Below are 22,462 nucleotides of genomic sequence, written 5' to 3' on the forward strand. Positions count from 1 at the left end.
GGAGACCGGCATGAATATCGGAGATGTCGCCAACCGCACCGGCCTGCCCGCCAAGACCATCCGCTATTACGAGGATATCGGCCTGATCACGCCCCAGCGCGACCTGAACGGCTATCGCCGGTTTCGGGAACAGGACCTGCACAAGCTGACCTTTCTGGGCAGGGCCCGGGCGCTGGGCTTTACCATCGAGGACTGCCGCACCCTGCTGGCGCTCTACGAGGATCAGAGCCGCGCCAGCGCCGATGTCAAACAGGTGGCCCGCGATCATCTGGCCCGGATCGAGACCAAGATCACCGACCTGATCGCCATGCGCGACACCCTGACAGAACTGGTCGATGCCTGCGCGGGCGACAACCGGCCCGATTGCCCGATCCTGCGTGATCTGGGCGGGACGGACTGACGCGCGGGCTTGCCCTTTGCCACAAGCTTTGCTTTGTCTCTGTCGGGAACAAGCCGGGGGACACTCGCCGCCGGATAACGAGAGAGGATCCGGAGATGGCAAAAGTAGCATTCCTTGGCCTGGGCGTGATGGGCTATCCGATGGCGGGGCACCTGAAATCCGCAGGCCACGACGTCACCGTCTATAACCGAAGCACCGCCAAGGCCGAAAAATGGGTGGCCCAGCATGGCGGCGCCATGGCCACAACGCCGCGCGCAGCCGCCGAAGGCGCCGAATTCGTCATGGCCTGTGTCGGCAATGATGACGACCTGCGCAGTGTCTGCACCGGGCCGGATGGCGCGCTGGCAGGCATGGCGGCAGGCAGCGTGTTCGTCGACCATACGACCGTATCTGCGAAGGTGACACGCGAGCTTCATGCCGCAGCCAAGGACGGCGGTGTGGGCTTTGTCGACGCACCGGTCTCGGGCGGTCAGGCGGGGGCCGAGAACGGGGTGCTGTCGGTCATGTGCGGCGGCGATCAGGCTGAATACGACCGCGCCGAACCGGTGATCGCCGCCTATGCCCGGATCTGCCGCCGCATCGGCGAGAGCGGCGCCGGCCAGGTCACCAAGATGTGCAACCAGATCGCCATCGCAGGTCTGGTGCAGGGCCTCGCGGAATCGCTGCATTTCGCCGAGAAGGCGGGGCTTGATGGACGCGCGGTCGTCGAGGTGATCAGCCAGGGCGCCGCCGGCAGCTGGCAGATGGCCAACCGATACGAGACCATGCTGGACGACCACTGGACCCACGGATTCGCGGTGGACTGGATGCGCAAGGATCTGGGCATCTGCCTGGACACCGCCAACGAGACCGGCGCCAGCCTGCCGGTCACGGCGCTGGTCGACCAGTTCTACAAGGACGTGCAGAAGATGGGCGGCGGGCGCTGGGATACCTCGAGCCTGCTGGCGCGGCTGCGCAAGCTGGACTGAGGGAAAAGGGGGCGCTGCCCCCGTCCCCTGCGGGGACTCCCCCGGAGTATTTTTTGGCGAAATGAAGAACCGGGGGGCAATGACCGCCTCGGCAGGAATGTGATGGGAGTGCGGCAGTGCTGACGGAGTTCTGGGCAGAGGCCCTGCGGGTGCATTGGGGGATCGAGGCGGTTCTCGAACGGCTCGATGGCGAATATGACCTGAACTTTCTGGCCCGGGCCCACAACGGGCGGGACTATGTGCTGAAGGTGATGCGGCCCGGCTGCGAGGCAGGGCTGGTCGAGATGCAGGTCGCCGCGCTGGATCGCATCGCCGAGGTGGCGCCGGGCCTGCCCTTTCCCAAGGTGTTTGCCGCGCTCGATGGGACGATGTTGCCCGAGGTCGCGGATGAGGCGGGCGCGCCGCGCCGGGTCTGGCTGCTTGAGCGTCTGCCGGGGCGTTGCTATGCGCAGGCTCTGCCGCATTCCGAAGAGCTGATCCTGAAACTCGGCCGGGTGCTGGGCGCCACCGACCGGGCGTTGGAGGGGTTCGCGCATGACGGGCTGGCGCGCGATTTCAAATGGAACCTGATGCAGGCGGGCTGGATCGATGCCGAGTTGCAGGCGATTACCGATCCGGCACGGCGGGCGTTGCTGACGGAGATTGCCGCTGAATTCTCCGGGCTGCGCGACCAACTGGCCGCCCTGCCGGTGCAGGCGATCCACAATGACGTCAACGATTACAATATCCTGGTCGAGGGCGGGCTGAACGAGACCCGCAAGGTCTCGGGCCTGATCGACCTGGGCGACATGTGTGCCGCGCCACGCGTCTGCGACCTGGCAATTGCCGGGGCCTATGTGGTGCTGGATCACCCCAAGCCCGAACGGGCGCTGGCGGCACTGGTGCGCGGGTATCATGCCGCCAACCGGCTGAGCGCGGCAGAGGTGGACTTGATCTGGCCGCTTCTCAGGATGCGGCTGGCGGTGTCGGTGGTGAACTCGACCCTGATGGCGGCCCGGAACCCGGACGACCCCTATGTGACGATCAGCCAGGCCCCGGCCTGGCGGTTCCTGGAAAACACCTCGGTCAATGGCGGGCTGATGGCGGCGCGGTTGCGGGTGGCCTGCGGCCTGCCGGTGACCGATGGGGCCGAACGGGTGCAGGCCTATCTGGACGCGCACCGGGGCCGTTTCGCGCAGATGTTCGGCACCGATCTGGAGAATGCGCCGATGGGCTCACTCTCGGTCGAGAATTCGACCTGGCCGCAGAACCCGTTTCATATGCCCATAGAGGAAGCCGCGCGGGTGGGCGAGGAGTTCGGCACCGGCCTCTGGCTGGGCTATTACAACGAACCGCGCCTGATCTATGCCGAACCCGGCTTTCGCAAGGGGCCATGGAAGGCCAGCGACCGGCGCACCGTGCATCTGGCGGTGGATGTGTTCGCACCGGCCGGAACCGTGCTGCACGCACCGCTCAGCGGGCGGGTCGAGGCGGTCGAGAACCGCACCGGGCATCTGGATTATGGCGGCGTGGTGATCCTGCATCACGAAACACCGCAGGGCGATGCGTTCTATACGCTTTACGGCCATCTCGACCCCGAGGTCTGCGACCGGCTGAAACCGGGTGATCCGGTCGCGCAGGGCGCAGGCTTTGCACGGCTGGGCGACGCAAGTCAGAACGGCGGCTGGGCGCCGCATGTGCATTTCCAGCTGGCGCTGACGACGCAGGGCATGGAGGCCGACTGGCCCGGTGTCGGCGACCCGGACGAAATGGACCTGTGGCACGCGGTCTGCCCGAACCCGGCGGCACTGCTGAACCTGCCCGATGACAAGGTGTTCTATCGCCCCACCGACAAGGCCGCCGTGCTGGCCGGGCGGCGGGCGCATTTCGGCGGCAACCTGAGCCTTACCTATGACGATCCGGTGATGCTGGTGCGCGGCTGGAAACATCACCTGTTCGACGAATGGGGCCGCCCCTATCTGGACGCCTATAACAACGTGCCCCATGTGGGCCATGCCCATCCCCGCATTCAGGCGGTGGCGGCGGATCAGTTGAACCGGATGAACTCGAACACCCGCTATCTGCACCCGGCGCAACTGGCCTTCGCCGAAAAGGTGCTGTCGAAACTGCCCGAGCGGTTCGAGGTCTGCTTCTTTGTCAACTCCGGCACCGAGGCGAACGAACTGGCGCTGCGGCTGGCGCGGGCGCATACGGGCAACATCGGCATGGTGACGCCCGATCACGGCTATCACGGCAATACCACCGGCGCGATTGCCATCTCGGCCTACAAGTTCAACAAGCCGGGCGGCGTGGGGCAGGCCGATTGGGTCGAACTGGTCGAGGTGGCCGACGACTATCGCGGCAGTTTCAAGCGCGACGATACGGAGCGCGCCCGGAAATTCGCCGATCTTGTCGATCCCGCCATCGCCCGGTTGCAGGACAAGGGCCACGGAGTCGCCGGTTTCATCGCCGAGACCTTTCCCAGCGTCGGAGGCCAGATCATCCCGCCCAAGGGCTATCTTGCAGCGGTCTATGACAAGATCCGCGCGGCGGGTGGGGTGTGTATCGCCGACGAGGTGCAAACCGGCCTGGGGCGGCTCGGTGACTACTACTTCGGTTTTGAACATCAGGGCGCCGAGCCCGATATCGTGGTGATGGGCAAGCCCATTGGCAACGGGCATCCGCTGGGCGTGCTGGTGACGACGAAAGAGATCGCCGAAAGTTTCGACAACGGGATCGAGTATTTCTCGACCTTTGGCGGCTCGACCCTGTCCTGCCGGATCGGCAAGGAGGTGCTGGATATCGTCGATGACGAAGGCCTGCAGGACAACGCGCGCCTGATGGGCGAGCGGCTGATGACCGGGCTGCGCGCGCTGGAGGGTGAATTTGGCTGTGTCGGCGATGTGCGCGGCATGGGGCTGTTCCTGGGGGTCGAGCTGATCAACCCCGACGGGTCCGAGGGGACCGAGATCTGCCGATACGTCAAGAACCGGATGCGCGACCACCGCATCCTGATCGGCAGCGAAGGGCCCAAGGACAATATCCTGAAGATCCGCCCGCCCCTGACCATCGAGGCCGAGGATGTGGAGATGATCCTGTGGGCGCTGCGCACGGTGCTGGCCGAGGTCGGCGACTGGGCGCCTACCCCGACCTGCGATCACGATCACCATCACGCGGGCTGTGGTTGCTGCTAGCAGGCTAGTGCAAACGCCCTGCGCGGCTCTCTAACGTGCGATTCTTCGCCGCCCCGACCATGGGTCGGCGGTTCAACGCCAGTCCCAATTGCTCGCCCAGCGCCACCAGCGCCGGGGCTAGATCGGGCCGGACGATCAGTGCGGCCAGCATCAGCGCATCCTCGCGCGCGCCGGTGGCGGCGGCGGCCACCATATGGGCAAAGCAGGCCTCGTCCGCCCCCAGACAGGCGCAACCGAGGCCATGCCGCATCAATGGGCGCCGCCCGTAAGAGGCGCAAAGCCCGCATATCTGTTTCAACAACTCGGCCGAGCGTCCCTCGGGCAGGGCCGCGCGCCCTTCGGCCGCATCGCTCCACAAGCGCAGGCAATGCACGACCGAGGCTTCGAGCGCGGGCAGGTCAGCCAGATGCCCGACGGCGGCGGCCCCCCGGTGAGACGCGGAACTCATTTGGTCAGGATCAGCTTGCCCGCGCGGGTGATGCGCAGGGTATATAGCTGGTCGCCAAGCCGGATATGGGCAAGATTTCCTCCCTTGGTCAGGTCCTCGGCCTTGTGGGAGGGCAGGATCTGGAAGACCGGATCGGCGGTGGGGGTGGCGCTATGGATCGTCATGTCACTGTCTCCGTATCGGCAAATGGCGTCGCTGTTTATCGCTGGCTGACGGAGACTCCGATGGCTGCGCACATTCAAAAACTGACTATTTTAGTCACCTTTGTCAAGTCACCCTCCGCTCCCGAAATCTCATCAATTGTAATTCATGTCCATGAATGTCAGAATGTTTCCGAAGGAGACTTTCATGACCTTGACCAGACGCACCCTGCTCGGCCGCCTCGGCGCCGGCCTTGCCATAACAACCGCGACTCCGTTGCGGCTGTGGTCGGCAGCCGAAACCCATATCGGCGCGGCCCGGATCATCAGCCTCTCGGATGGCCATCTGGTGCTGCCCGCCGGTTTCATGTTCGATCCGATGCCGCAGGCGGAGCTGCCTGCGCTGCTGGCGCGCTATGGGCTGCAAGGCGATACGCTGCGGCCCGACTGCAACGTCACATTGATGCAGAGTGACGGACGCAATATCCTGTTCGACGCAGGGTCCGGTGCGAGCTTTCAGGACAGCGCCGGCGAGCTTGTCGACGCGCTGGACGCCATTGGCCTTACCCCCGACGACATCACCGAGGTTGTATTCACCCATGGTCACCCGGACCATCTCTGGGGTGTGCTCGACGATTTCGACGACCCGCTTTTCGCAAATGCCCGCCACCTGATCGGCAGGATCGAGCGCGACTACTGGCTGGATCCGGCGACCATCGATCAGATCGGTGCCGACCGCGCCTCGTTCGCCGTGGGCGCCGCGCGGCGGCTGGAAGCGCTGGAAACCCTCGAGACCTTCGAGGATGGGGACGAGATCCTGCCTGGCGTTGCGGCGACCGCGACCTTCGGACACACGCCCGGGCACATGTCCTTCGAGATCCGCGAAGGCGGTGATGCGTTGATGGTGGTGGGTGATGCGATCGGCAACCATCACCTTGCCTTTGCCCGCCCACACTGGCCGTCGGGCGCGGATCAGGATCGCGCGATGGGGGCCGAAACCCGGGTCCGCCTGATGCAGCGCCTTGCCAGCGAACGCATGACCATGATCGGCTATCACCTGCCCGAGGGCGGCATGGGCCATGTGGAAGCCGCCGAAGACGGATACAGGTTCGTCCCGTTGGAGGGCTGAGCGCGACAAAGCCCGCTGCGCGGGCTGCCTCCGGCGGAGGTATTTTTGAACAGAAGAAGACTGGTGGATCAAAAGGTCAGCCCCCTGCGCATGTGGCAGGGGGCCTTCTCCTGTTACGGCCATCGGCGCCTCCGCCTGTACCGCCCGTCAAACTGGCGCATTAACGTTAACAAACCGTTTCTTCTGTTCAAAAATACCTCCGCCGGAGGCATGCGCGGTTCTGACGAACCGCGCATATGGGCTTGCCGTTGCCGCCACGCTCTGACAGGGATCAAGGCACAGCCGGAGTTTGCCCATGACCTTTGCCCTTGTCTTCGATCTTGATGGCACGCTGGTGGACAGCGCGCCCGACATCACCGCCGCCGTGAACAGGATGCTCGCGGCCGAAGGGGTGGCCGCGCTCGATCTGGCCACGGTCACTTCGTTTGTCGGCAAGGGGTTGCCGCATCTGGTGGCGCGGGTGATCGACCATCTCGGCCTCGACAAGACACGTCATGACACGCTGACTGCCGCCACGCTGGCTGAATACAATCGGGCAGGATCAGAGCTGACACGCCCCTATCCGGGTGTGATAGTCGCACTCGAAGCTCTGAAAGCACGCGGCGCCGCAATGGGTATCTGCACCAACAAACCAATCGAACCCGCACGCCATGTCCTTGCCGATCTCGGGCTTGCCCGGTTCTTTGACGTGGTGATCGGCGGCGACAGCCTGCCCACGCGCAAGCCCAACCCCGAGATGCTGCATGCGGCCTTTGCCGCCCTTCCGGAGCTGCCCCGCATCTATGTGGGCGACAGCGAGGTCGATGCGGAAACCGCACAAAACGCCGAGATCCCCTTTCTGCTGTTCACCGAAGGCTATCGCAAGCGGCCGGTTGCAGAGTTGCCACATCGGGCGGCCTTTGCCGATTTCAGCGACTTGCCGGAGCTGGCCAGTCAGGCACTGGCGATCTGAGCCGCTACCCGGTCGCGGATGGCCTGGGGCCAGGCCAGCGAGCGGCCCAACCGGGCCACATGCACCAGCGTGGCGTTGGCCCGCAGGCGCAATTCGTCGCCGCAATGGGCGGTCAGCTCGTAATCGAGGCTGGAATTGCCGATCCGGGTGGGCGTCAGCCGAAAACTCAGCACATCGCCATGCAGCGAGGGCGCGGTGAAGGTGGCCTGGATCTGCGCCGTGGGGGCACCGTTTTCCTTGACCAGTTCGTGAAAGGGGCAACCAAGGTCATTGGCGAACCAGTCTTCGACCACGTCGTTGATCATCTCGAAATAGCGCGGGAAGAACACGATGCCGGCCGGATCGCAATGTTTGAACCGGACTTCGATTTCGGTGGTAAAGCTCATCTGGCGCCCCTTGTGTCGATCGGAAGACTTTTGCCCGTGGTCGGCGCACAGCTCAAGCGGTGATCGCCTCCCATGCGGCGATCAGCCCCTGCCGGGTCATCCGGGTCGCATCGGCCTGGGTCGCGGGTGCCCCCTGTGCGGCCAGAGCATCGACATAGAGGCGGGGCATCCGGCCCTCTCCCATTACCGCAAGTTGCTGTCCCAACCAGAACGGTCGGGTCGCTGCCAGTTCCGCCCCGATCAGCCCGCCCAGAATGCGCGCGCGGGCAGCCTCTTCCGGCAGCCCCTGCAATGTGGCGGCCGCATGGGCGCTCCAGAGGCGGGCCAGAATCTGCTCAGGTCGCGACAGGCCATCGGCAACCGCATCGGAAAAAGCTCCGGCATCCAACCCCGCCGCGCCCGTCCATCGACCCAGGACCGTCCCAGCGGCGAGCGACGAGAGTATCGCCCCCGAGAGGAAGCTGCGAAAACTTACGACTTCACCGGCGCTTACATGCACCCAGCGGCTGGTTTCGCCGGTCAGACAGATCACCCCGTCCCAGCCGGGGTTGAGGGCCAGGAACCCGGCGATGCGGGTTTCATCACCCTGCATCATGTCCGCGGGTTCGGCTTGCGCAAGACCCGGCACCGCGTTCAGCGCCACACGGGGATCGCCGAGGTCGATCTGCCAGAGCCCACCCGAGAGAGGCGCACAGGGGACCGCATCGCGCACCGGGCCAAGCGGACCGCAGGCAATGACCGGCACCCCCTGCCCGGCGTGCCGTCCGGCCACCAGCGTCAGGATCGAGGCGGCATCGGCGGGGCGCGGGCCGTCATCGACGGCCTCGTCCAGCACGTCACGACCGCGCATCACCCAGAGGCGGCGGCGCGTGGTGGTCCAGTCGAGGGCAATCCAGTCGCTGGTCATGTCGGTCTCCGGCTGTGTGCGCCGGTCTTAGGACAGCAGGGCGGCAAGGCCAAGCGCTGTCAGAACCGGTAGGTGGCGCCAAAGACCGGACCGGATTGCTGGAAGGTGTAGTCATTGCCGCTCGACAGCGTGTGATCGACCGACAGGTGGCGATAGCCGAACCGTAGCCGCCAGTTGTCGTTCAGCGCATAGTCGGCAGTCAAGAGTACCTGCCAGCTTTCGCTGTCGCTCTGAAAGCCGCCATAGTCAAAGAAGGCGGTGCCGTTCCACCTTTCGGACAGGCGCACCCGGGCGCGCAGCGCGATCACAGGATCGACCCAGTTGTCATTTGCCACAACGGTACGCCCTGGCAGGATCCCCGGCAGCGCCGTCAGCGTGGTCCTTGTGTCAAACCAGCGCAGACCGGCGCCAAGATCAACGGCGAGATCGGGGGTTTCATGCACGCGGTAGGCGGCATAGGCGTTAAACACCTGCGTCTTGGCCGCCGTGTTGATGCCCGAAAAAGCACCGCCCGGCGTCGGATTGCCAAAGGAGATGTCGGTCAGCATGTAATCGGCCAGAAAGCTCCATTGGCCGTTGGTGGCACCGAACGCGCCCATGAAGGCGAAGTCGAGATTGTCGAGCGCATCCTTGAAGCTGAGCGTACCCTCGAGGGTGCCGGTGGGCGTGGTCACGCCGGTCTCGGTCTCTGCGGTGAAGAGATAGACCGTCGCCTCGTATCGCCAGTCGGATTGCTGGGCCGCGAGCGGCGCCGCCGCCGCGAGAGCCAGCGCAAAAACTGTGGAAGGCAGGTGTTTCATGATCGTCTCCGGGGAAGCGATGGCGTTCCATTCCGAGCGTCGCATACGAGGCACCCCGAGACAAGCGCGGCGGGGTGCGTCGGATCAGCCCGCAGGCTGAAAATCGGGGAATCTCCAGGTTCCGTCCAAGATCTCGCGGCGGGGTTGGTAGAGGCGGATGGCATAGTTCCAGCCCTGCATGATCGGAATGCAGTTGATGCGCCCGTCCGCGCAGCCGCCGAAGTTGATTGTATAACCGCCGTCGGCGTTCGGCTTGGCGGTGACGTTGTTGTAGGAATAGACGCCGAGATCGTTGGCCTCCACAATGCCTTGGGCATTGTAGACGGTGACCGACCAGAACCCGTCGACCGGCACGTCCTTGGCCGTGATTGTATAGGGGGTGCCTTAATTGTTGGTGTCGGAAAAGGTGCGGATCACCACCGCCATGTAACGGGGACCGACCAGCGAGGGTGGAATGGTGAACGTCCCGTCCTCGTGCACGGCGGGAGGCATCGAATGCTCTTCGTTGATCAGCAACATCGACTGAAAGCGGTCGCTTTCGGGTTTGACAATTGTGACCGGGACAGTGTCGGCAAAAGCTAAGATCGAAGCGCCGAACCAAATGCGTCGCGGGCGACATCGGACAGGGTCAGGTCGCCAGCGGCCGGAACGACGCAGCGGGCAAACTTGACCTCGGCGTCGAAGAACAGCCGCTCGGGCTCGTCGAACCGGACGTCGCAGCCAAAGAACGCCTCGTTTCTGGCGGTTTTGCGGGATTTGGGGAAGTTGAATGCGACCATGCGGCGGTGGCAGTTGCCGATATAGGGGGGCGCGATGCTGAGCGCCACCGCAAGCGTCAGGGTGGCGTGATGCGGATAACCCGGCGATCTGGTGCAGAAAGAGCAACTCTTCCATCTGCGAAATCTAGAGGCGCGGGTTGTCGAGCGCCTCGGCAGGCAGATCGCACTCCGCCAGCGCTCGCCGGGCGACGGCGCGGCCTGTGCTCTGCGCCAGCCCGTCGTCAAGACCATGCAGTACGCGCGACGAGGTGAAGGGTTGAGCATGTCTCTCCCGGATGAGCCCGCCGTTGGGAGCTTTGATCCGAGTTTGCCGCATTTCCGGGCGCAGGCAACACCTTCGCGAAAAAGGTCCCATGTCAGCAGATCAGGCGTATTTCTCCAAAAACGCCTCGGCTCGCAGGCTACGGAAATCGGGCAGCGCGGCCCGAAGGCGGGCATGGTCCCAGTCCCACCAGGCCAGTGCCATCATCCGCTCGGCCACATCCTCGGGGTAACGGCGACGGATCAGCCGCGCGGTATTGCCGCCGACGATGGTGTAAGGCGCCACATCCCTGGTCACGATACTGCCCGAGGCGATGACCGCGCCATGGCCGATGGTGACCTCGGGCTTGATGATCGCGGCGTGGCCGACCCAGGTATCATGGCCGATGGTGGCGGTGCGACCGGCGCGATGGGCGAACCAGTCGGCATCGTGTTCGGCATCGTCCCAGTAATCGGCCGAACGATAATGGAAATGATGCAGCGAGGCCTTTTCCATCGGATGATCGGTGGCGCCGATACGGGTGAAGCTGGCGATATTGGCGAACTTGCCGATATGCGCATTGGCAATGTCGCAAGTGCGGTCGCAATAGCTGTAGTCGCCCCATGTTGTGTTGGTCAGGCGGCTATTGGCGCCGATCTCGACATAGGCGCCAAAGCGGCTGTCGGTGATCTGGCAACCGGGATGCAGGAAGGGGGCTTCGGCGCTGAGACGGGCCATTGGTTTGGGTCCTTGCAGGGATCAGGGCAGCAGAAGCGGATCTGGCTGGAGTGCGGCGTGCCGTTTGCGCGGCTTTGCCGTCTCGCCCCGGATCAGGCGAGCGCGCAGCCAGCCCGACAGCCAGTCCATCAGCATGACCATAAACACAATCAGCAGGATGTAATAGGCGACCTCTTCCCAATCCTTCTGGGTGATGATCGCCTGGGTCAGCAAGAGTCCGATGCCGCCGCCGGTGATGGCGCCGATGATGGTGGCGCTGCGGGTGTTGGATTCGAGGAAATAGAGCACCTGGCTGAGCAGCACCGGGGTGATCTGCGGGATCACCCCGAAACGATAGCGCTGCGCGGCATTGGCGCCGGTGGATTGCACGCCCTCGATCTGTTTGTCATCGACGTTTTCCAGCGCCTCGGAGAAGATCTTGCCAAAGGTGCCACTGTCGGTGACCAGGATCGCCAGCGCGCCGGTCAGCGGGCCGGGGCCGAAGGCGCGGGCCAGCACCACGGTCCAGATCAGCGCATCGACCCCGCGCAAGAAGTCAAAGACGCGACGCATCGCAAAACGGAAGGGCGCCAGCGGGTTGAAGTTGCGCGCAGCGAGAAAGGCCAGCGGCAGGGCGATGATTGCGGCGCCAAAGGTGCCGAGAAAGGCCATCAGGATGGTCTCGCCAATGGCCCAGGCCACGTCGCCATGCCGCCACATGGTGTTGGTCCAGAAATCGTGCCAGATCGCGCCAGCCTCGCCCTGTGTCGCGCGGCGGGCCAACTCGGCGGGGGACAGGCCGTGATAAGGGCTGTCGAGGGTGAACCAGAACAGCTCCCACCCGGTGAAATAGCGGAACACTTCCGATCGGTTACGGGTCACCGTCAAGCGCCCAGCCTCGGTGGTGACGGTGATGCGGTTTTTCGAAATGTTGATCCAGTCGGGCAGATCGCCCGTTGGCAGTTCGGTCACCACGCCCTGACCCCGGGTCGGGGTGGCACGCAGGGTGCCGTAGCCGGGGATGTCGTATTCCACCGTTTCGGGGCTGAAGCGAACGATATGGCCGCCCGTGAGGTCGATGACGGTGGTTTCACCCAAGGCGACCCAGACGGGTCCGGTGCCTTCGGGGTAGCTCCCCTTGCGCTCGCCCTCGATAGCGACCGACACGTCGCCCGAGCGGTTGTCGCGGGTGACATGGGTCTTGTAGCTGTAGCTGTCGGCAACCAGCGTGCGGCCATTGTCCCAGTTCGCCCGCGCGGCCAGCCCCGGCATGTCGAAGGCAAAGAAGATATAGGCCAGATAGGCCAGCACCAGCGCGGGCAGGCCAAGGGCCAAGAGCCGCTTGCGGGCGAACAGGCCATCGGCCCGCTCTTTGAGATGGTTCAATTCCAGATTGGTGGTGGCGGTGCTCATGCCGTGGCCCCTGCCCGGGCGCCATGGGTCAGCCGGGCGCGCAGGCGGTCCGAGATCTGATCCACCGCGACGATGGTGACAAAGAGAAGAAGGAAGATTGCCGCCGCCTCGTCGTAACGCCCCTGCCCCCAGGACATGGCGTTGCGCAGCTCATACCCGATGCCGCCCGCGCCCACAAAGCCGAGGATGGCCGAGGCGCGGATGTTGATCTCGAAGCGCAACAGCGCGTAGCTGACGAAATTGGGGCCCACTTGCGGGATCACGCCCAGATACATCCGCTGCGCCCAGTTGGCGCCGGTGGATTCCAGCCCCTCGACCGGTTTCAGAGACACATTCTCGGCAACCTCGGAAAAGAGCTTGCCCAGCGCCCCGGCGGTGTGGATGGCGATGGCGATCATCGCGGGCACCGGGCCGCCGCCGAGGACGAAGATCAGCACCAGCGCGATGACGATCTCGGGCACCGCGCGGCAGATATCGGCGATGCGGCGGAAAAGCGGGATGAGGCGCGGCCAATAGGCCAGACCGCGTGTCGAAAGGAGCGCCAGAACGGTGCCGCCAAGCGTGCCCAACAGGGTGGCGGCGGCGGCGATGTTCAGCGTCTCGACCAGCGCGGGCAGGAAATGCACCAGATGGGCGGGTAGTTGCGCCGATTTCTCCAGCGCCTCGGTCAGCACCTCGGCCGGATAGTCGAAGATGCGCCGCCAGCCGTCGACGAACCCGCCCGCGTTACGGTCGTCGGCGGTGTGAAACCCCGCCGCCATCAAGGACACAAAAAGGATCAGGAGGATACCGCCATAGACCCGTTTGCGCTGCGTGAGCGCGGTATAGTCCTCGCGGATGCGGGCAAGCTCGCCTTGCCCGGCGGTCAGGTCTGTCATGGAATGCTCCCGATGCAGGAACGGGGCCCGCATACTGCGGACCCCGCTTTGAGAGTGAGCCGGATCAGTTCGACTTCAGCTTGCGCGCCTCGATGATCACTTCATAGGCGTCATGGGTGATCGGCATGAAGCCCTTGGCATCGCCCTGCAGCACGCCATAAGCGCATTCCTCGTCCATCGACTTGAGCGAGGCCAGGAGGCCGGTCATCTTCACCTTCACATCGGCGGGCAGCGCCTTGCGGACGACAAACGGGCCTTCGGGAATGGGTTTCGACTGCCAGATCTGCACCAGATCGTTCATGTCGACCAGACCGGCATCGACCGCCTTGCGCAGGGCGCCCGAGTTGAACCCGTCTTCCCATGCGCCCAGACCGTCGGCCCAGGTCACGCCGCCGTCAACCTCGCCATTGCTGACCGCAACGATGGTCTGTTCGTGGCCGCCGGTGAACTTGACCTCTCCGAAATAATCCCCCGAGGTCATGGTGGCGCCGGTTTCCTGCGGGATCTCGATCGAGGGGATCAGGAAGCCGCTGGTCGAGTTCGGATCGCCAAAGCCGAACACCTTGCCCTTCATGTCGGCCAGCGAGGTGATGCCGCTGTCCTTGCGGGCAAAGCCGATGGAGTAATAGCCATAGCCGCCGTCATTGTTGACCTTGACCAGGATCGGTTCAACCGCTTCGGGGTCGCTGAGATAGGTCTTGGCATAGCCCGAGGCGCCCAGCCAGGCCATGTCGATGGTGCCGCCCAACAGGCCCTGGATGACGCCGTTGTAATCGGCAGGGGCAAAGAGCTTGGTCTCGACGCCCAGCAGTTCCTCGGCCTTCTCGCGCAGGCATTCGTTGGAATTCATGCGGTCCTGGGCGTTCTCGCCGCCCAGTATGCCGATGCGAAATTCGGTGATCTCCTGCGCCAGCGCCGGGGTGGCAAGGGCGGTGGTGGCCGCCAGAACTGCAACAAGCTTTTTCATGGTTGGTATCTCCGGTTGGTTGGTCCGGCCCATCCCAAGGCCGGGATCGGTGGAAAAGGGTCAGGCCGTGGCCCCGGCACGCTGCGGCGCGGGGTGCGGGGCATCGAGCGTGTCGATCTCGGTCGAGGTCGCGGCCTCGGAAAAGCTGGCATCGGCGCCATAGATCTCGCGCGCGACACCGGTCGTCAGTTGCTCGGGCAATCCGTCGAACACGATGCGCCCGTCGCGCATGCCGACCACGCGGTCGCAATAGCGGCGCGCAGTATCCAGCGTGTGAAGGTTGGCGATGACGGTGCGTCCGTCCTCCTCGTGAATGCGGCGCAGGGACTGCATGACCACCTGCGCGTTCATCGGGTCGAGCGAGGCAATCGGTTCGTCGGCCAGGATGATCGCCGGGTCCTGCATCAGGGCGCGGGCGATGGCGACGCGCTGTTGCTGGCCGCCCGACAGCGCCTCGGCCCGTTTGGCCGCATGGGCGGCGATGCCGAGCCGGTCGAGAATGTCGATGGCGCGGTGGATATCCTCGGTCGGGTAAAGGTTGAACATGGTGGCCAGGGTCGAGCGTCGGTTGAGCGTGCCGTGCAGCACGTTCGAGACCACATCCATGCGCGGCACCAGGTTGAACTGCTGAAAGATCATCGCGCATTGCGCCTGCCAGGCCCGTTTCTCGGCCCCGCGCAGGCGGGTCACGTCGCGATCCTCAAACAGGATGCGGCCGTCGCTGGCGTCGCTCAGCCGGTTGATCATCCGCAACAGCGTCGATTTCCCCGCGCCCGAGCGGCCGATGATGCCGATCATGCAGGGCTTGTCCACATCCAGCGTCGCGGCATTCACCGCGATATTGTCACCGAACCGTTTGGTCAGTTTGTCGATCCGCAGCACGTCTTTCCCCCGGTCTTGCTGATGGGGGGTGCTATGCCCGCCAGACGAAGCCGATGTGTCAGGGGGGTGAAAGTTTTGTAACGCGCCCCGGCTAGCGCCGGGTGCCTGACCCTACCCAAAGGGGGCAGGAACCTGTATAGGGCGGGCGACTCTGCAATCCACCGTGAGGCCGCAATGAGCTTTGACCGCAAGATCAAGATCGCCCCGTCGATCCTGTCCGCCGATTTCGCCAATTTCGGCGCCGAGATCCGCGCCATCGAGGCCGAAGGCGCCGACTGGGTGCATGTGGACGTGATGGACGGCCATTTCGTGCCGAACCTGACCTTTGGCCCGATGGCGGTGAAGGCGTTCCGCCCGCATGTGAAGACGGTGATGGACGTGCATCTGATGATCGCGCCGGTCGATCCCTATATCGACGCCTATGCCGATGCAGGCGCAGATGTCCTGACCGCGCATGTCGAGGCCGGTCCGCATATCCACCGCACCTTGCAGGCGATCCGTGGCGCGGGGATGAAGGCGGGCGTGGCGCTGAACCCCGGCACCCCGGCCGAGGCGGTGGCGCATCTGCTGGATCTCACCGACCTTATCTGCGTGATGACGGTAAACCCGGGCTTTGGCGGCCAGAAATTCATCGACATGACCACCAAGATCACCCGCCTGCGCGAGATGATCGGCGACCGGCCGGTGCATATCGAGATCGACGGCGGTGTGGACCCGAAAACCGCACCCCTGGTGGCGCAGGCCGGTGCCGATGTGCTGGTTGCGGGCTCGGCGGTGTTCCGCGGCGGTTCGGTCGAGAATCCGGGCGTCTATGGTCAGAATATTGCCGAGATTCGCGCCGCCGCCGAAGGGGTTTGGGCCTGATGTTTCAGGCCAGCAGGTGCGGGAGCGCACCCTGAGTTGGGCATCAGAACCGGTCGGGGCAGAGCAGCATAGCAGTTTCGATATCGTAGGCGCTGGAAAACGAGTCCGGCGATCGGGTCAGCATCTCGTCAATGAACTCCCGTCGATGACGCTGGGCGGATCGGCTCTCAGGGGCGGGACGGGGCTCTTGCGGCTTGGAACCGAACAGGCTGTGAAGCGGGTTGCGCGAAAAGATGAACGGCAGGCAGAGCGCGGGCATTTAGCGTGTCCTTTCCTTGTCAAAGTCCCGCTCAGCTTAGCCCTGGCCACACCACGCTGGTATCAGGCGCAATTTTGTGCTGTTCTACATAAATGAATAACGGGCTGCGCGACTGGTCCAACCTGCGTGTCTTTCTTGCCGTCTTGCGCGAGGGATCGACCCTTGCCGCCGCAAGCCGCCTGGGCATGTCGCAACCAACCGTGGCCCGGCGCATAGACGTGCTGGAACACGAGACCGGCCTGACCCTGTTCGAGCGCGACACGCGCGGATTTCACCCAACCGCCTCTGCCCGGAAACTCGTCGCCGCGGCAGAAGCGGTCGAGGCCGCCATCTCAAAGCTTGCCGAACAGGCCAGCACGCTCGCTTGTTCGCACCCGATCCGGATCACCGCCTATAGCGGCAACTTCTCGACGCGGGCACAGGCGATCTTCAGCGCATTCTCGCTGGCCAACCCCGCAATAGCGTTCGAGTTTCTGCCCGATGTCCGGGTTCTCGACCTGATGGCGGGTGAGGCGGATATCGCACTGCGACTGGCCGTGCGCGAACCTGACGCGGATCTGATCTGTCGTCCGATCAGCATCGCGCAATGGGGCCTGTTCGGATCACCCGCTTACGCGGCGAAATACGGCCTGCCCTCCTCTGCGGATGCTCTGCGAGGGCACCGCTTCATCGGCTACCGGCGCGAAGGGGTGCCACCCCGGCTCTATGAATGGCTGGCGCGGCATGTGGCACCTGAGCAGATCGTACAGACATTCTCCGAGATCGACCTGGTTCATGCCGCGATACGGGCGGGGCATGGGCTGGGCCTGATCAACCTGCGGCTAGTGTCGGACGACCCGGCCTATATGCCATGCTTCGGACCGATCGAGGAACTGTCGCGGCCGCATGTCCTGCTGGTGGCCCCCAAGGCATGGAAGCGGCCCGAAGTCAGAAAATTCGTGCGGTTCTTCGCCCCGCGTTACGCCGCGCTCTACCGCTAGGCGGCTTAACGCGTCACTGATCTTGCCGGCACTCCCGCTTCTTTCTGGTTCGAAATACTGCCGCCGGAGGCTTGGGCGACGCGCAAGGGGCGTCCAAATGGCCGCTGCCCGCACTCACTCCAGTCTGTCGGCGAAATGGTCGAGCAGCTTGTGCTTGAGTATCTTGCCGGTCGGTGCGGCCGGCAGCGACGTGGCAAGCACGATCTGGCTGGGGCGTTTGTAACCGGCGAGGCGTGCCGCGGCAAAGGCGCGTAATTCTTCGAGATCGGGCGCATCATCCGGCGCGATCTGGACAAAGGCCACCACCTTCTCGTCGCCCCCGACCATGCGCCCGACCACTGCCGACTGGATCACATTCGGATGGTCGTTCAGCGCCGCCTCGACCTCGGGCGGGTAGACGTTGAAGCCCCCGTGGATGATCAGTTCCTTGCTGCGCCCGGCAATGTGCAAGTTTCCCTGCTCGTCGTATCGGCCCAGGTCGCCGGTTCGGAACCAACCGTCTTGTATCGCCGCTTGGGTGGCCTGCGGGTTGCGGTAATAGCCCTTCATCACATGCGGGCCGCGGGTCAGCACCTCGCCGACCCCATCGCCGCCGCCGGACACATCTTCGTCCAGCCGTACCTCGACCTGCGGCAGCGGCTTTCCGACCGAGATATCCGGCAGGCCGATCCGGTTGCGCGTGGCCGACACACCGGCAGTGGTCTCGGTCAAGCCATAGCCGTTTTGCAGGGCGACGCCATAAAACGCCTCGGCCTTGCGTTTCCACGCAGGATCCAGCGGCGCCGCGCCCGAGGAGGTATAGCGCAACGTGCCGCCCGGCAGGTGATCATACCCCTGTTCACGCGCGTATTGCATCAACAGCGCATGCATCTGCGGCACGGCGGAAAACAGCGTCACGCCCGAGGTCAGCGCCGCATAGCTGCGCGCAGCGGTGAACCGCGCATCGAGCCGGACGGGAGCGCCGATACAGGTGGCCGCCGTCACCACCGAGGCGAGGCCAAACACATGGGTGACAGGCAGCACGCCATAGATCACGTCATCCGTCGTCATGTCGCGCAGCTCTGCCGAGCTGCGCCCGCCGAAGCGCAAGTTGTCATGGGTCAGCATCACCCCCTTGGGCGTGCCGGTGGTGCCGGTGGTAAACAGCATCACCGCCACATCGCTCAGCACCGGATCGGGGTTGCTGTTGTGGGGTGTCGCCAGACGCATCCGGCCAAAGGCGCCCTCGATCGGGTGTGCGCCCAGACGCGCGGCATGGGCGGCGGCATCCGCCGAAATGTCCGAGGCGCAGAGGATTGCGGCGGGTTCGGTATGGGCGATGATCTTGTCCACCTCGGGCCCGGTCTGGCGCGCGTTGATCGGCACCGCGCAGGCCCCGAGCCGCGAGGCGGCAAAGAGCGCGGCCACCACCGCGCAGCAATTCTCGGCCAGGATCATCACCCGGTCATTCGACTGCACGCCCTTTGCGGCGAGTACGTCCACCAGCGCCGAAATGGCGCGGTCCAGATCGCCATAGCTCCAGTCCGCGCCGCCACTGTCGGAAAACGCGGGCGCATCGGGGCGGCTGGCGATCTGTGCGCCGGGGTAGTCGTGCCATTTCTCCATCGCCTGATCCCCTGTTGCCCGGTCAGAACCGGGGCTTGCGCTTTTCCAGAAAGGCCGCGATCCCTTCGGCGGCCTCGTCCCCACCCGCTGCGCGGGCCATGGCGTCACGTTCGGCGTCCAGTTGCTGCGCCTCGCTCGCTTCATAAGCCTCCGCCACCATCCGCCGGATCACGCCCTGCGCGTTGCGCGGTCCCTGCGCCAGCGCGTCGGCCAGCACATGGGCCTGCGCTTCGGCCTCGCCCGGCGCGGCCAGCAGATTTACAACGCCCAGCTCCGCCATGCGCCCAGCGGTGATCGGGCGGGCCAGCAGGCACATCTCCATCGCCATTTGCCGGGGCAGCATCCGCGCCAGCGCCGAGGTCAGCCCGGCATCGGGCACCAGCCCTGCTTTGACATAAGCGGCGGTGAATTTCGCACCCTCGGCTGCAACCAGCAGGTCGCAGGCCAAGGCCAACGAGGCACCGGCGCCCGCGGCGCCGCCCTCGACCGCCGCAATCACCGGCACCGGGCAGGCGCGGATGGCGCGGATAAGGTCGTGCAACAGATCGACCTTGCCGCGCCGCTCCGGCTCGCTCAGCTGACGCCGCTCAATCAGCACGTTCAGGTCGCCGCCCGCGCAAAAGAACCCGCCTTCGGACGACAGGATCACCGCGCGAATACGCGGTTCCGCCGCCCGCTCCATTGCCTCGGCAATCGCGGCATAAAGATCGGGCGACAGCGCACCGCGTCGGGCACTGTTCATGTTGACCACGACCAGCCGGTCGCCCCGGTCGTCCACGCGCGCCAGCGTCATGTCTTCTTCCTCAGGCTGCCGCGCTTGAACACACCCGCCGCCGTGGCCAGCAGGCGGCCGTCCTCGTCACGCAATTCCCCGTTCACATAGGCCAGCGTGCGGCCATTGCCCGAGGGGATGCCCACCGCCGTCACCCGCCCGCCCCGTGCGGCCGCCACGAACTGCACGTTGAGCGAGGCGGTCACTACGGGGATCGGATCCTCGGGCCGGAACATGGCCGATGCGGTCTGGCCACAGGCCACGTCCAACAGCATCGACACCAGCCCGCCATGCAGGATACCGTGATAGTTCAAGTGCTGCGGCCCAAGGTCGAGGTGACAGGCCCGGCTGACGCCGGTCCGGTCATGGTCCAGCTCGTAACCCACCATCGACTGGCAGCCGGATTTCTCGCGCGTCCAGGATGCGGGCAGGTCAGGCGGCGCTGAGGGCAATGAACCGCTCCAGATGGTAATCGGCATCGCCGAACCGGTGATCGGCCATCACGATGCGCTTGGCGATATGGGCCAGCTCGTATTCCTGCGTCATCGCGATGCCGCCATGCATCTGGATCGCCTCTTCGGCCACCAATCGGCCCACCCGCGCGATCAGGTTGCGGGCGGCGGCGATCTGGCGGTCGCGGTCGGCGCTGTCCAGGTGGCCGCTCGCGTTGATCAGGGCCGAGCGCGCCTGTTCCAGCTCGATCAGCATGTCAGCGAACCGGTGTTGCAGCGCCTGGAACGTGCCGATGGGGCGGCCAAACTGCTTGCGCGTCATCAGATAGCCGCGTGTCAGCTCCACCGCGCTTTGCATGGCGCCGACGCATTCGGCGCAAAGCGCCACATTGGCGGCGGCAATCGCATCCATCAGCGGCGACAGCCCGGCCCCCGCCGCGCCCAGCCGCGCCGATTGCGGCAGGCGGACAGTGTCCAGCGTCACCTCGGCGGCGCGGCCCCCGGCCAGCATCGGATAGCCATGCAGCGCCAGCCCAGGCGTGCCCGCTGGCACCAGGAACAGCGAAATGCCGTCCAGATCGAACATGCCACCGCTTTCACGGGCCGAGACGATCAGGTGGCCGGCAGCTTCGGCATTCACCACCACCGCCTTGCGACCATTCAGCACGATCTCGTTACCGTCAACGCGCGCGGTGGTCTCCACCCGTGTCAGGTCATAGCGGCTGGCCGGTTCGCCATGCGCCAGCGCCAGATGCGCTGCCCCGCCGATGATCTCCTCCAGCAGCCCGCGCTGGGTATCGTCGCCCAGCGCCGCGATCAGCCGCCCGCCCAGAATGGCACTGTCCAGCATCGGCTCGACCACGCCGGCGCGGCCCAGTTCCTCGAACACGGTGGCGATGTCGAAGCCTGCGCCGCCAAACCCGCCGTCTTCTTCGGCAAACAGCGCCCCGATCACGCCCAATTCCGCCAGCCCGGCCCAGATATCCGCGCTCATGCCGCTGTCGCTCTCCAGGATCGTGTTGCGGACGGATGTCGTGTAACGATCAGCCAGATAGCGGCGCAGGGTATCCTGCAACATCTGGCGTTCTTCGGTCAGGTTGAAATCCATATCCCTCAGCCCCCCATCTTGACCTTGGCGATGATCCCGCGCTGGATCTCGTTCGACCCGCCAAAGATCGACAGTTTGCGGTTGTTGAAATAATGCGCCGCCACCGGTCCGGCATAGTCCGGCCCGATGGGCGCATTGTCGCCCTCGACCGCTTCCGAGGCGAAGGGCATCGCATAGGGCCCCACCGCGCGGCGGGTCAGATCGTTGATCTCCTGCCGGATGATGGTGCCCTTGACCTTGAGCATCGAGCTTTCGACGCCCGGCGCCTGGCCGCTGGCGGCCTGGCTGATGATGCGCATATTGGTGGTGGCCATGGCCATCAGGTCGATCTCGATTTGGGCCAGCCGGGCGGCGAAATGCGGGTTCTCGATCAGCGGACGACCGTTGGCCGTCTCGATCCGGGCGATACGCTTGACCGCGTCCAGCCCCGCCTGGCTGAAGCCCACGCCTGCGATATTGGTGCGCTCATGGGTCAGCAGGTACTTGGCATAGGTCCAGCCCTTGTTCTCCTCGCCCACCAGGTTTTCGACCGGCACCCGCACGTCGTCAAAGAACACCTCGTTCACCTCGGGCGTGCCATCCAGCAGCACGATGGGGCGGACGGTGATGCCCGGCGTGGTCATGTCGATCAGCAGGAAACTGATCCCCTCCTGCTGCTTGGCCTCGGGGTCGGTGCGGACAAGGCAGAAGATCCAGTTCGCGTATTGGCCCAGCGTGGTCCATGTCTTCTGTCCGTTGACGACATAGTGGTCACCGTCCCGCACCGCGCGGGTTTTCAGCGAGGCCAGATCAGACCCGGCACCGGGTTCGGAATAGCCCTGACACCACCAGTCGTCGCCCGACAGGATGCGCGGCAGGTAATGGTCCTGCTGTTCCTTGGTGCCGAATTTCTGCAACACCGGTGCCAGCATCGACAGGCCAAAAGGGACGATGCGCGGGGCATAGGCGGCGGCGCATTCCTCTTCAAAGATGTGCCGCTGCACCGCGTTCCACTCGGCACCGCCAAACTCGCGCGGCCAGTTATAGGCCAGCCATCCCCGCGCATTCAGCGTGGCATGCCATTTCTCATGGCCTTCCTTGCCCAGGCTGATGCCGCGCCGCACCTTGTCGGAGACATCTGCTGGCAGGTTCTCGGCCAGAAAGGCGCACACCTCGGCGCGAAACGCCTTTTCCTCGTCGCTGTAATTCAGGTCCATATCCGCTTTCCTCCCATGCCGTCCGTTTCGGGCGGCTTTGCCCGGC

Annotated in this window: 26 protein-coding genes; 7 read left to right on the top strand and 19 right to left on the bottom strand. The window is 64.9% G+C overall.

The window, feature by feature from the left end:
• Positions 1 to 10: 10 nt before the first annotated feature.
• The 3 genes from cueR to AC2FNA_RS18645 all read left to right on the top strand — a co-directional run bounded on the left by cueR (position 11) and on the right by AC2FNA_RS18645 (position 4,541).
• The gene (gene cueR, locus AC2FNA_RS18635) at positions 11 to 400 is read left to right on the top strand and encodes a Cu(I)-responsive transcriptional regulator (RefSeq protein WP_234143077.1); all 390 of its coding nucleotides are present in this window, start codon (positions 11 to 13) and stop codon (positions 398 to 400) included.
• Between the two features lie 95 nt (positions 401 to 495).
• A complete protein-coding gene (locus tag AC2FNA_RS18640) occupies positions 496 to 1,368 on the top strand; it encodes an NAD(P)-dependent oxidoreductase (RefSeq protein WP_496829080.1) in 873 nt (290 codons plus the stop codon).
• A gap of 116 nt (positions 1,369 to 1,484) precedes the next feature.
• Positions 1,485 to 4,541, top strand: coding sequence for an aminotransferase class III-fold pyridoxal phosphate-dependent enzyme (locus tag AC2FNA_RS18645; protein WP_496829082.1), 3,057 nt, complete (start codon positions 1,485 to 1,487; stop codon positions 4,539 to 4,541).
• A gap of 4 nt (positions 4,542 to 4,545) precedes the next feature.
• Here the strand turns inward: AC2FNA_RS18645 and AC2FNA_RS18650 are convergent, their stop codons facing one another.
• Together AC2FNA_RS18650 and hemP are read right to left on the bottom strand one after the other, a co-directional pair.
• Complete coding sequence (locus tag AC2FNA_RS18650) at positions 4,546 to 4,989, bottom strand: hypothetical protein (protein WP_496829084.1); 444 nt, start codon at positions 4,987 to 4,989, stop codon at positions 4,546 to 4,548.
• Entirely contained in the window at positions 4,986 to 5,153 is a 168-nt protein-coding gene (gene hemP / locus AC2FNA_RS18655; protein WP_496829086.1) for a hemin uptake protein HemP, read from the bottom strand. The genes AC2FNA_RS18650 and hemP overlap by 4 nt, the downstream gene beginning before the upstream one ends.
• A gap of 184 nt (positions 5,154 to 5,337) precedes the next feature.
• On the opposite strand from hemP, the gene AC2FNA_RS18660 reads away from it, so the two are divergent.
• Positions 5,338 to 6,258 carry an MBL fold metallo-hydrolase gene (locus tag AC2FNA_RS18660; protein WP_496829088.1) on the top strand — a complete coding sequence of 307 codons (921 nt, stop codon included), beginning with the start codon at positions 5,338 to 5,340 and terminating at the stop codon, positions 6,256 to 6,258.
• A 295-nt stretch (positions 6,259 to 6,553) separates the two neighbouring features.
• The gene (gene gph / locus AC2FNA_RS18665) at positions 6,554 to 7,210 is read left to right on the top strand and encodes a phosphoglycolate phosphatase (RefSeq protein ID WP_496829090.1); all 657 of its coding nucleotides are present in this window, start codon (positions 6,554 to 6,556) and stop codon (positions 7,208 to 7,210) included.
• Here gph and AC2FNA_RS18670 read toward each other — a convergent pair.
• The 11 genes from AC2FNA_RS18670 to phnC all read right to left on the bottom strand — a co-directional run bounded on the left by AC2FNA_RS18670 (position 7,192) and on the right by phnC (position 15,180).
• Positions 7,192 to 7,596, bottom strand: a complete 405-nt coding sequence (locus AC2FNA_RS18670) for an acyl-CoA thioesterase (protein ID WP_496829092.1) — start codon at positions 7,594 to 7,596, stop codon at positions 7,192 to 7,194. The genes gph and AC2FNA_RS18670 overlap by 19 nt on opposite strands.
• 52 nt (positions 7,597 to 7,648) lie before the next feature.
• Positions 7,649 to 8,503, bottom strand: coding sequence for a 2-dehydro-3-deoxygalactonokinase (locus AC2FNA_RS18675; RefSeq protein WP_496829094.1), 855 nt, complete (start codon positions 8,501 to 8,503; stop codon positions 7,649 to 7,651).
• Positions 8,504 to 8,562: 59 nt separating this feature from the next.
• Positions 8,563 to 9,303, bottom strand: a complete 741-nt coding sequence (locus tag AC2FNA_RS18680) for a porin family protein (RefSeq protein ID WP_496829096.1) — start codon at positions 9,301 to 9,303, stop codon at positions 8,563 to 8,565.
• Between the two features lie 84 nt (positions 9,304 to 9,387).
• The gene (locus AC2FNA_RS18685) at positions 9,388 to 9,657 is read right to left on the bottom strand and encodes a DUF1214 domain-containing protein (RefSeq protein WP_496829098.1); all 270 of its coding nucleotides are present in this window, start codon (positions 9,655 to 9,657) and stop codon (positions 9,388 to 9,390) included.
• A gap of 30 nt (positions 9,658 to 9,687) precedes the next feature.
• Positions 9,688 to 9,822 carry a hypothetical protein gene (locus tag AC2FNA_RS18690; protein ID WP_496829100.1) on the bottom strand — a complete coding sequence of 45 codons (135 nt, stop codon included), beginning with the start codon at positions 9,820 to 9,822 and terminating at the stop codon, positions 9,688 to 9,690.
• 59 nt (positions 9,823 to 9,881) lie between these two features.
• The gene (locus AC2FNA_RS18695) at positions 9,882 to 10,130 is read right to left on the bottom strand and encodes a hypothetical protein (protein ID WP_496829102.1); all 249 of its coding nucleotides are present in this window, start codon (positions 10,128 to 10,130) and stop codon (positions 9,882 to 9,884) included.
• A gap of 316 nt (positions 10,131 to 10,446) precedes the next feature.
• Positions 10,447 to 11,061, bottom strand: a complete 615-nt coding sequence (locus AC2FNA_RS18700) for an LbetaH domain-containing protein (protein WP_496829104.1) — start codon at positions 11,059 to 11,061, stop codon at positions 10,447 to 10,449.
• A 21-nt stretch (positions 11,062 to 11,082) separates the two neighbouring features.
• Positions 11,083 to 12,453, bottom strand: a complete 1,371-nt coding sequence (gene phnE / locus AC2FNA_RS18705; RefSeq protein WP_496829106.1) for a phosphonate ABC transporter, permease protein PhnE — start codon at positions 12,451 to 12,453, stop codon at positions 11,083 to 11,085.
• Positions 12,450 to 13,331: a phosphonate ABC transporter, permease protein PhnE gene (phnE, locus tag AC2FNA_RS18710; RefSeq protein ID WP_496829108.1), complete on the bottom strand. Its 882-nt coding sequence runs from the start codon at positions 13,329 to 13,331 to the stop codon at positions 12,450 to 12,452. Before phnE (AC2FNA_RS18710) ends, phnE (AC2FNA_RS18705) begins: the two co-directional genes overlap by 4 nt.
• 64 nt (positions 13,332 to 13,395) lie before the next feature.
• On the bottom strand, positions 13,396 to 14,298 hold the full coding sequence (gene phnD, locus AC2FNA_RS18715) for a phosphonate ABC transporter substrate-binding protein (protein WP_496829110.1): 903 nt from the start codon (positions 14,296 to 14,298) through the stop codon (positions 13,396 to 13,398).
• Positions 14,299 to 14,358: 60 nt separating this feature from the next.
• Complete coding sequence (gene phnC / locus AC2FNA_RS18720; protein WP_496829112.1) at positions 14,359 to 15,180, bottom strand: phosphonate ABC transporter ATP-binding protein; 822 nt, start codon at positions 15,178 to 15,180, stop codon at positions 14,359 to 14,361.
• Between the two features lie 174 nt (positions 15,181 to 15,354).
• On the opposite strand from phnC, the gene rpe reads away from it, so the two are divergent.
• Positions 15,355 to 16,044, top strand: coding sequence for a ribulose-phosphate 3-epimerase (gene rpe, locus AC2FNA_RS18725; RefSeq protein WP_496829114.1), 690 nt, complete (start codon positions 15,355 to 15,357; stop codon positions 16,042 to 16,044).
• Positions 16,045 to 16,087: 43 nt separating this feature from the next.
• Here the strand turns inward: rpe and AC2FNA_RS18730 are convergent, their stop codons facing one another.
• Positions 16,088 to 16,303 carry a hypothetical protein gene (locus AC2FNA_RS18730; RefSeq protein WP_496829116.1) on the bottom strand — a complete coding sequence of 72 codons (216 nt, stop codon included), beginning with the start codon at positions 16,301 to 16,303 and terminating at the stop codon, positions 16,088 to 16,090.
• A 92-nt stretch (positions 16,304 to 16,395) separates the two neighbouring features.
• On the opposite strand from AC2FNA_RS18730, the gene AC2FNA_RS18735 reads away from it, so the two are divergent.
• Positions 16,396 to 17,283 carry a LysR family transcriptional regulator gene (locus AC2FNA_RS18735; protein WP_496829117.1) on the top strand — a complete coding sequence of 296 codons (888 nt, stop codon included), beginning with the start codon at positions 16,396 to 16,398 and terminating at the stop codon, positions 17,281 to 17,283.
• Positions 17,284 to 17,397: 114 nt separating this feature from the next.
• On the opposite strand, the gene AC2FNA_RS18740 is transcribed toward AC2FNA_RS18735, so the two are convergent.
• From AC2FNA_RS18740 to AC2FNA_RS18760, 5 genes are read right to left on the bottom strand one after another with little or no spacing between them, the layout of a single operon-like run.
• Complete coding sequence (locus AC2FNA_RS18740; protein WP_496829119.1) at positions 17,398 to 18,888, bottom strand: class I adenylate-forming enzyme family protein; 1,491 nt, start codon at positions 18,886 to 18,888, stop codon at positions 17,398 to 17,400.
• A 22-nt stretch (positions 18,889 to 18,910) separates the two neighbouring features.
• A complete protein-coding gene (locus AC2FNA_RS18745; RefSeq protein WP_496829121.1) occupies positions 18,911 to 19,681 on the bottom strand; it encodes an oxepin-CoA hydrolase, alternative type in 771 nt (256 codons plus the stop codon).
• Positions 19,678 to 20,112, bottom strand: coding sequence for a PaaI family thioesterase (locus tag AC2FNA_RS18750; protein ID WP_496829123.1), 435 nt, complete (start codon positions 20,110 to 20,112; stop codon positions 19,678 to 19,680). The genes AC2FNA_RS18745 and AC2FNA_RS18750 overlap by 4 nt, the downstream gene beginning before the upstream one ends.
• The gene (locus AC2FNA_RS18755; protein ID WP_496829125.1) at positions 20,093 to 21,220 is read right to left on the bottom strand and encodes an acyl-CoA dehydrogenase family protein; all 1,128 of its coding nucleotides are present in this window, start codon (positions 21,218 to 21,220) and stop codon (positions 20,093 to 20,095) included. Before AC2FNA_RS18755 ends, AC2FNA_RS18750 begins: the two co-directional genes overlap by 20 nt.
• Before the next feature lie 5 nt (positions 21,221 to 21,225).
• Positions 21,226 to 22,416, bottom strand: a complete 1,191-nt coding sequence (locus tag AC2FNA_RS18760) for an acyl-CoA dehydrogenase family protein (RefSeq protein ID WP_496829127.1) — start codon at positions 22,414 to 22,416, stop codon at positions 21,226 to 21,228.
• Positions 22,417 to 22,462: the final 46 nt, after the last annotated feature.

Source organism: Ruegeria sp. YKSD163, from assembly GCF_059612905.1.

Excerpts from the sequence above, each read along its gene's own strand:
- AC2FNA_RS18675 (WP_496829094.1), bottom strand. The coding sequence starts at position 8,503 with ATGACCAGCGACTGGATTGCCCTCGACTGGACCACCACGCGCCGCCGC.
- AC2FNA_RS18670 (WP_496829092.1), bottom strand. The coding sequence starts at position 7,596 with ATGAGCTTTACCACCGAAATCGAAGTCCGGTTCAAACATTGCGATCCG.
- AC2FNA_RS18680 (WP_496829096.1), bottom strand. The coding sequence starts at position 9,303 with ATGAAACACCTGCCTTCCACAGTTTTTGCGCTGGCTCTCGCGGCGGCG.
- AC2FNA_RS18700 (WP_496829104.1), bottom strand. The coding sequence starts at position 11,061 with ATGGCCCGTCTCAGCGCCGAAGCCCCCTTCCTGCATCCCGGTTGCCAG.
- hemP (WP_496829086.1), bottom strand. The coding sequence starts at position 5,153 with ATGACGATCCATAGCGCCACCCCCACCGCCGATCCGGTCTTCCAGATC.
- AC2FNA_RS18735 (WP_496829117.1), top strand. The coding sequence starts at position 16,396 with ATGAATAACGGGCTGCGCGACTGGTCCAACCTGCGTGTCTTTCTTGCC.
- AC2FNA_RS18760 (WP_496829127.1), bottom strand. The coding sequence starts at position 22,416 with ATGGACCTGAATTACAGCGACGAGGAAAAGGCGTTTCGCGCCGAGGTG.
- AC2FNA_RS18640 (WP_496829080.1), top strand. The coding sequence starts at position 496 with ATGGCAAAAGTAGCATTCCTTGGCCTGGGCGTGATGGGCTATCCGATG.
- AC2FNA_RS18660 (WP_496829088.1), top strand. The coding sequence starts at position 5,338 with ATGACCTTGACCAGACGCACCCTGCTCGGCCGCCTCGGCGCCGGCCTT.
- AC2FNA_RS18745 (WP_496829121.1), bottom strand. The coding sequence starts at position 19,681 with ATGACGCTGGCGCGCGTGGACGACCGGGGCGACCGGCTGGTCGTGGTC.
- phnE (WP_496829106.1), bottom strand. The coding sequence starts at position 12,453 with ATGAGCACCGCCACCACCAATCTGGAATTGAACCATCTCAAAGAGCGG.
- AC2FNA_RS18650 (WP_496829084.1), bottom strand. The coding sequence starts at position 4,989 with ATGAGTTCCGCGTCTCACCGGGGGGCCGCCGCCGTCGGGCATCTGGCT.
- phnE (WP_496829108.1), bottom strand. The coding sequence starts at position 13,331 with ATGACAGACCTGACCGCCGGGCAAGGCGAGCTTGCCCGCATCCGCGAG.
- gph (WP_496829090.1), top strand. The coding sequence starts at position 6,554 with ATGACCTTTGCCCTTGTCTTCGATCTTGATGGCACGCTGGTGGACAGC.
- AC2FNA_RS18690 (WP_496829100.1), bottom strand. The coding sequence starts at position 9,822 with ATGTTGCTGATCAACGAAGAGCATTCGATGCCTCCCGCCGTGCACGAG.
- rpe (WP_496829114.1), top strand. The coding sequence starts at position 15,355 with ATGAGCTTTGACCGCAAGATCAAGATCGCCCCGTCGATCCTGTCCGCC.
- AC2FNA_RS18730 (WP_496829116.1), bottom strand. The coding sequence starts at position 16,303 with ATGCCCGCGCTCTGCCTGCCGTTCATCTTTTCGCGCAACCCGCTTCAC.
- cueR (WP_234143077.1), top strand. The coding sequence starts at position 11 with ATGAATATCGGAGATGTCGCCAACCGCACCGGCCTGCCCGCCAAGACC.
- phnD (WP_496829110.1), bottom strand. The coding sequence starts at position 14,298 with ATGAAAAAGCTTGTTGCAGTTCTGGCGGCCACCACCGCCCTTGCCACC.
- AC2FNA_RS18755 (WP_496829125.1), bottom strand. The coding sequence starts at position 21,220 with ATGGATTTCAACCTGACCGAAGAACGCCAGATGTTGCAGGATACCCTG.
- AC2FNA_RS18740 (WP_496829119.1), bottom strand. The coding sequence starts at position 18,888 with ATGGAGAAATGGCACGACTACCCCGGCGCACAGATCGCCAGCCGCCCC.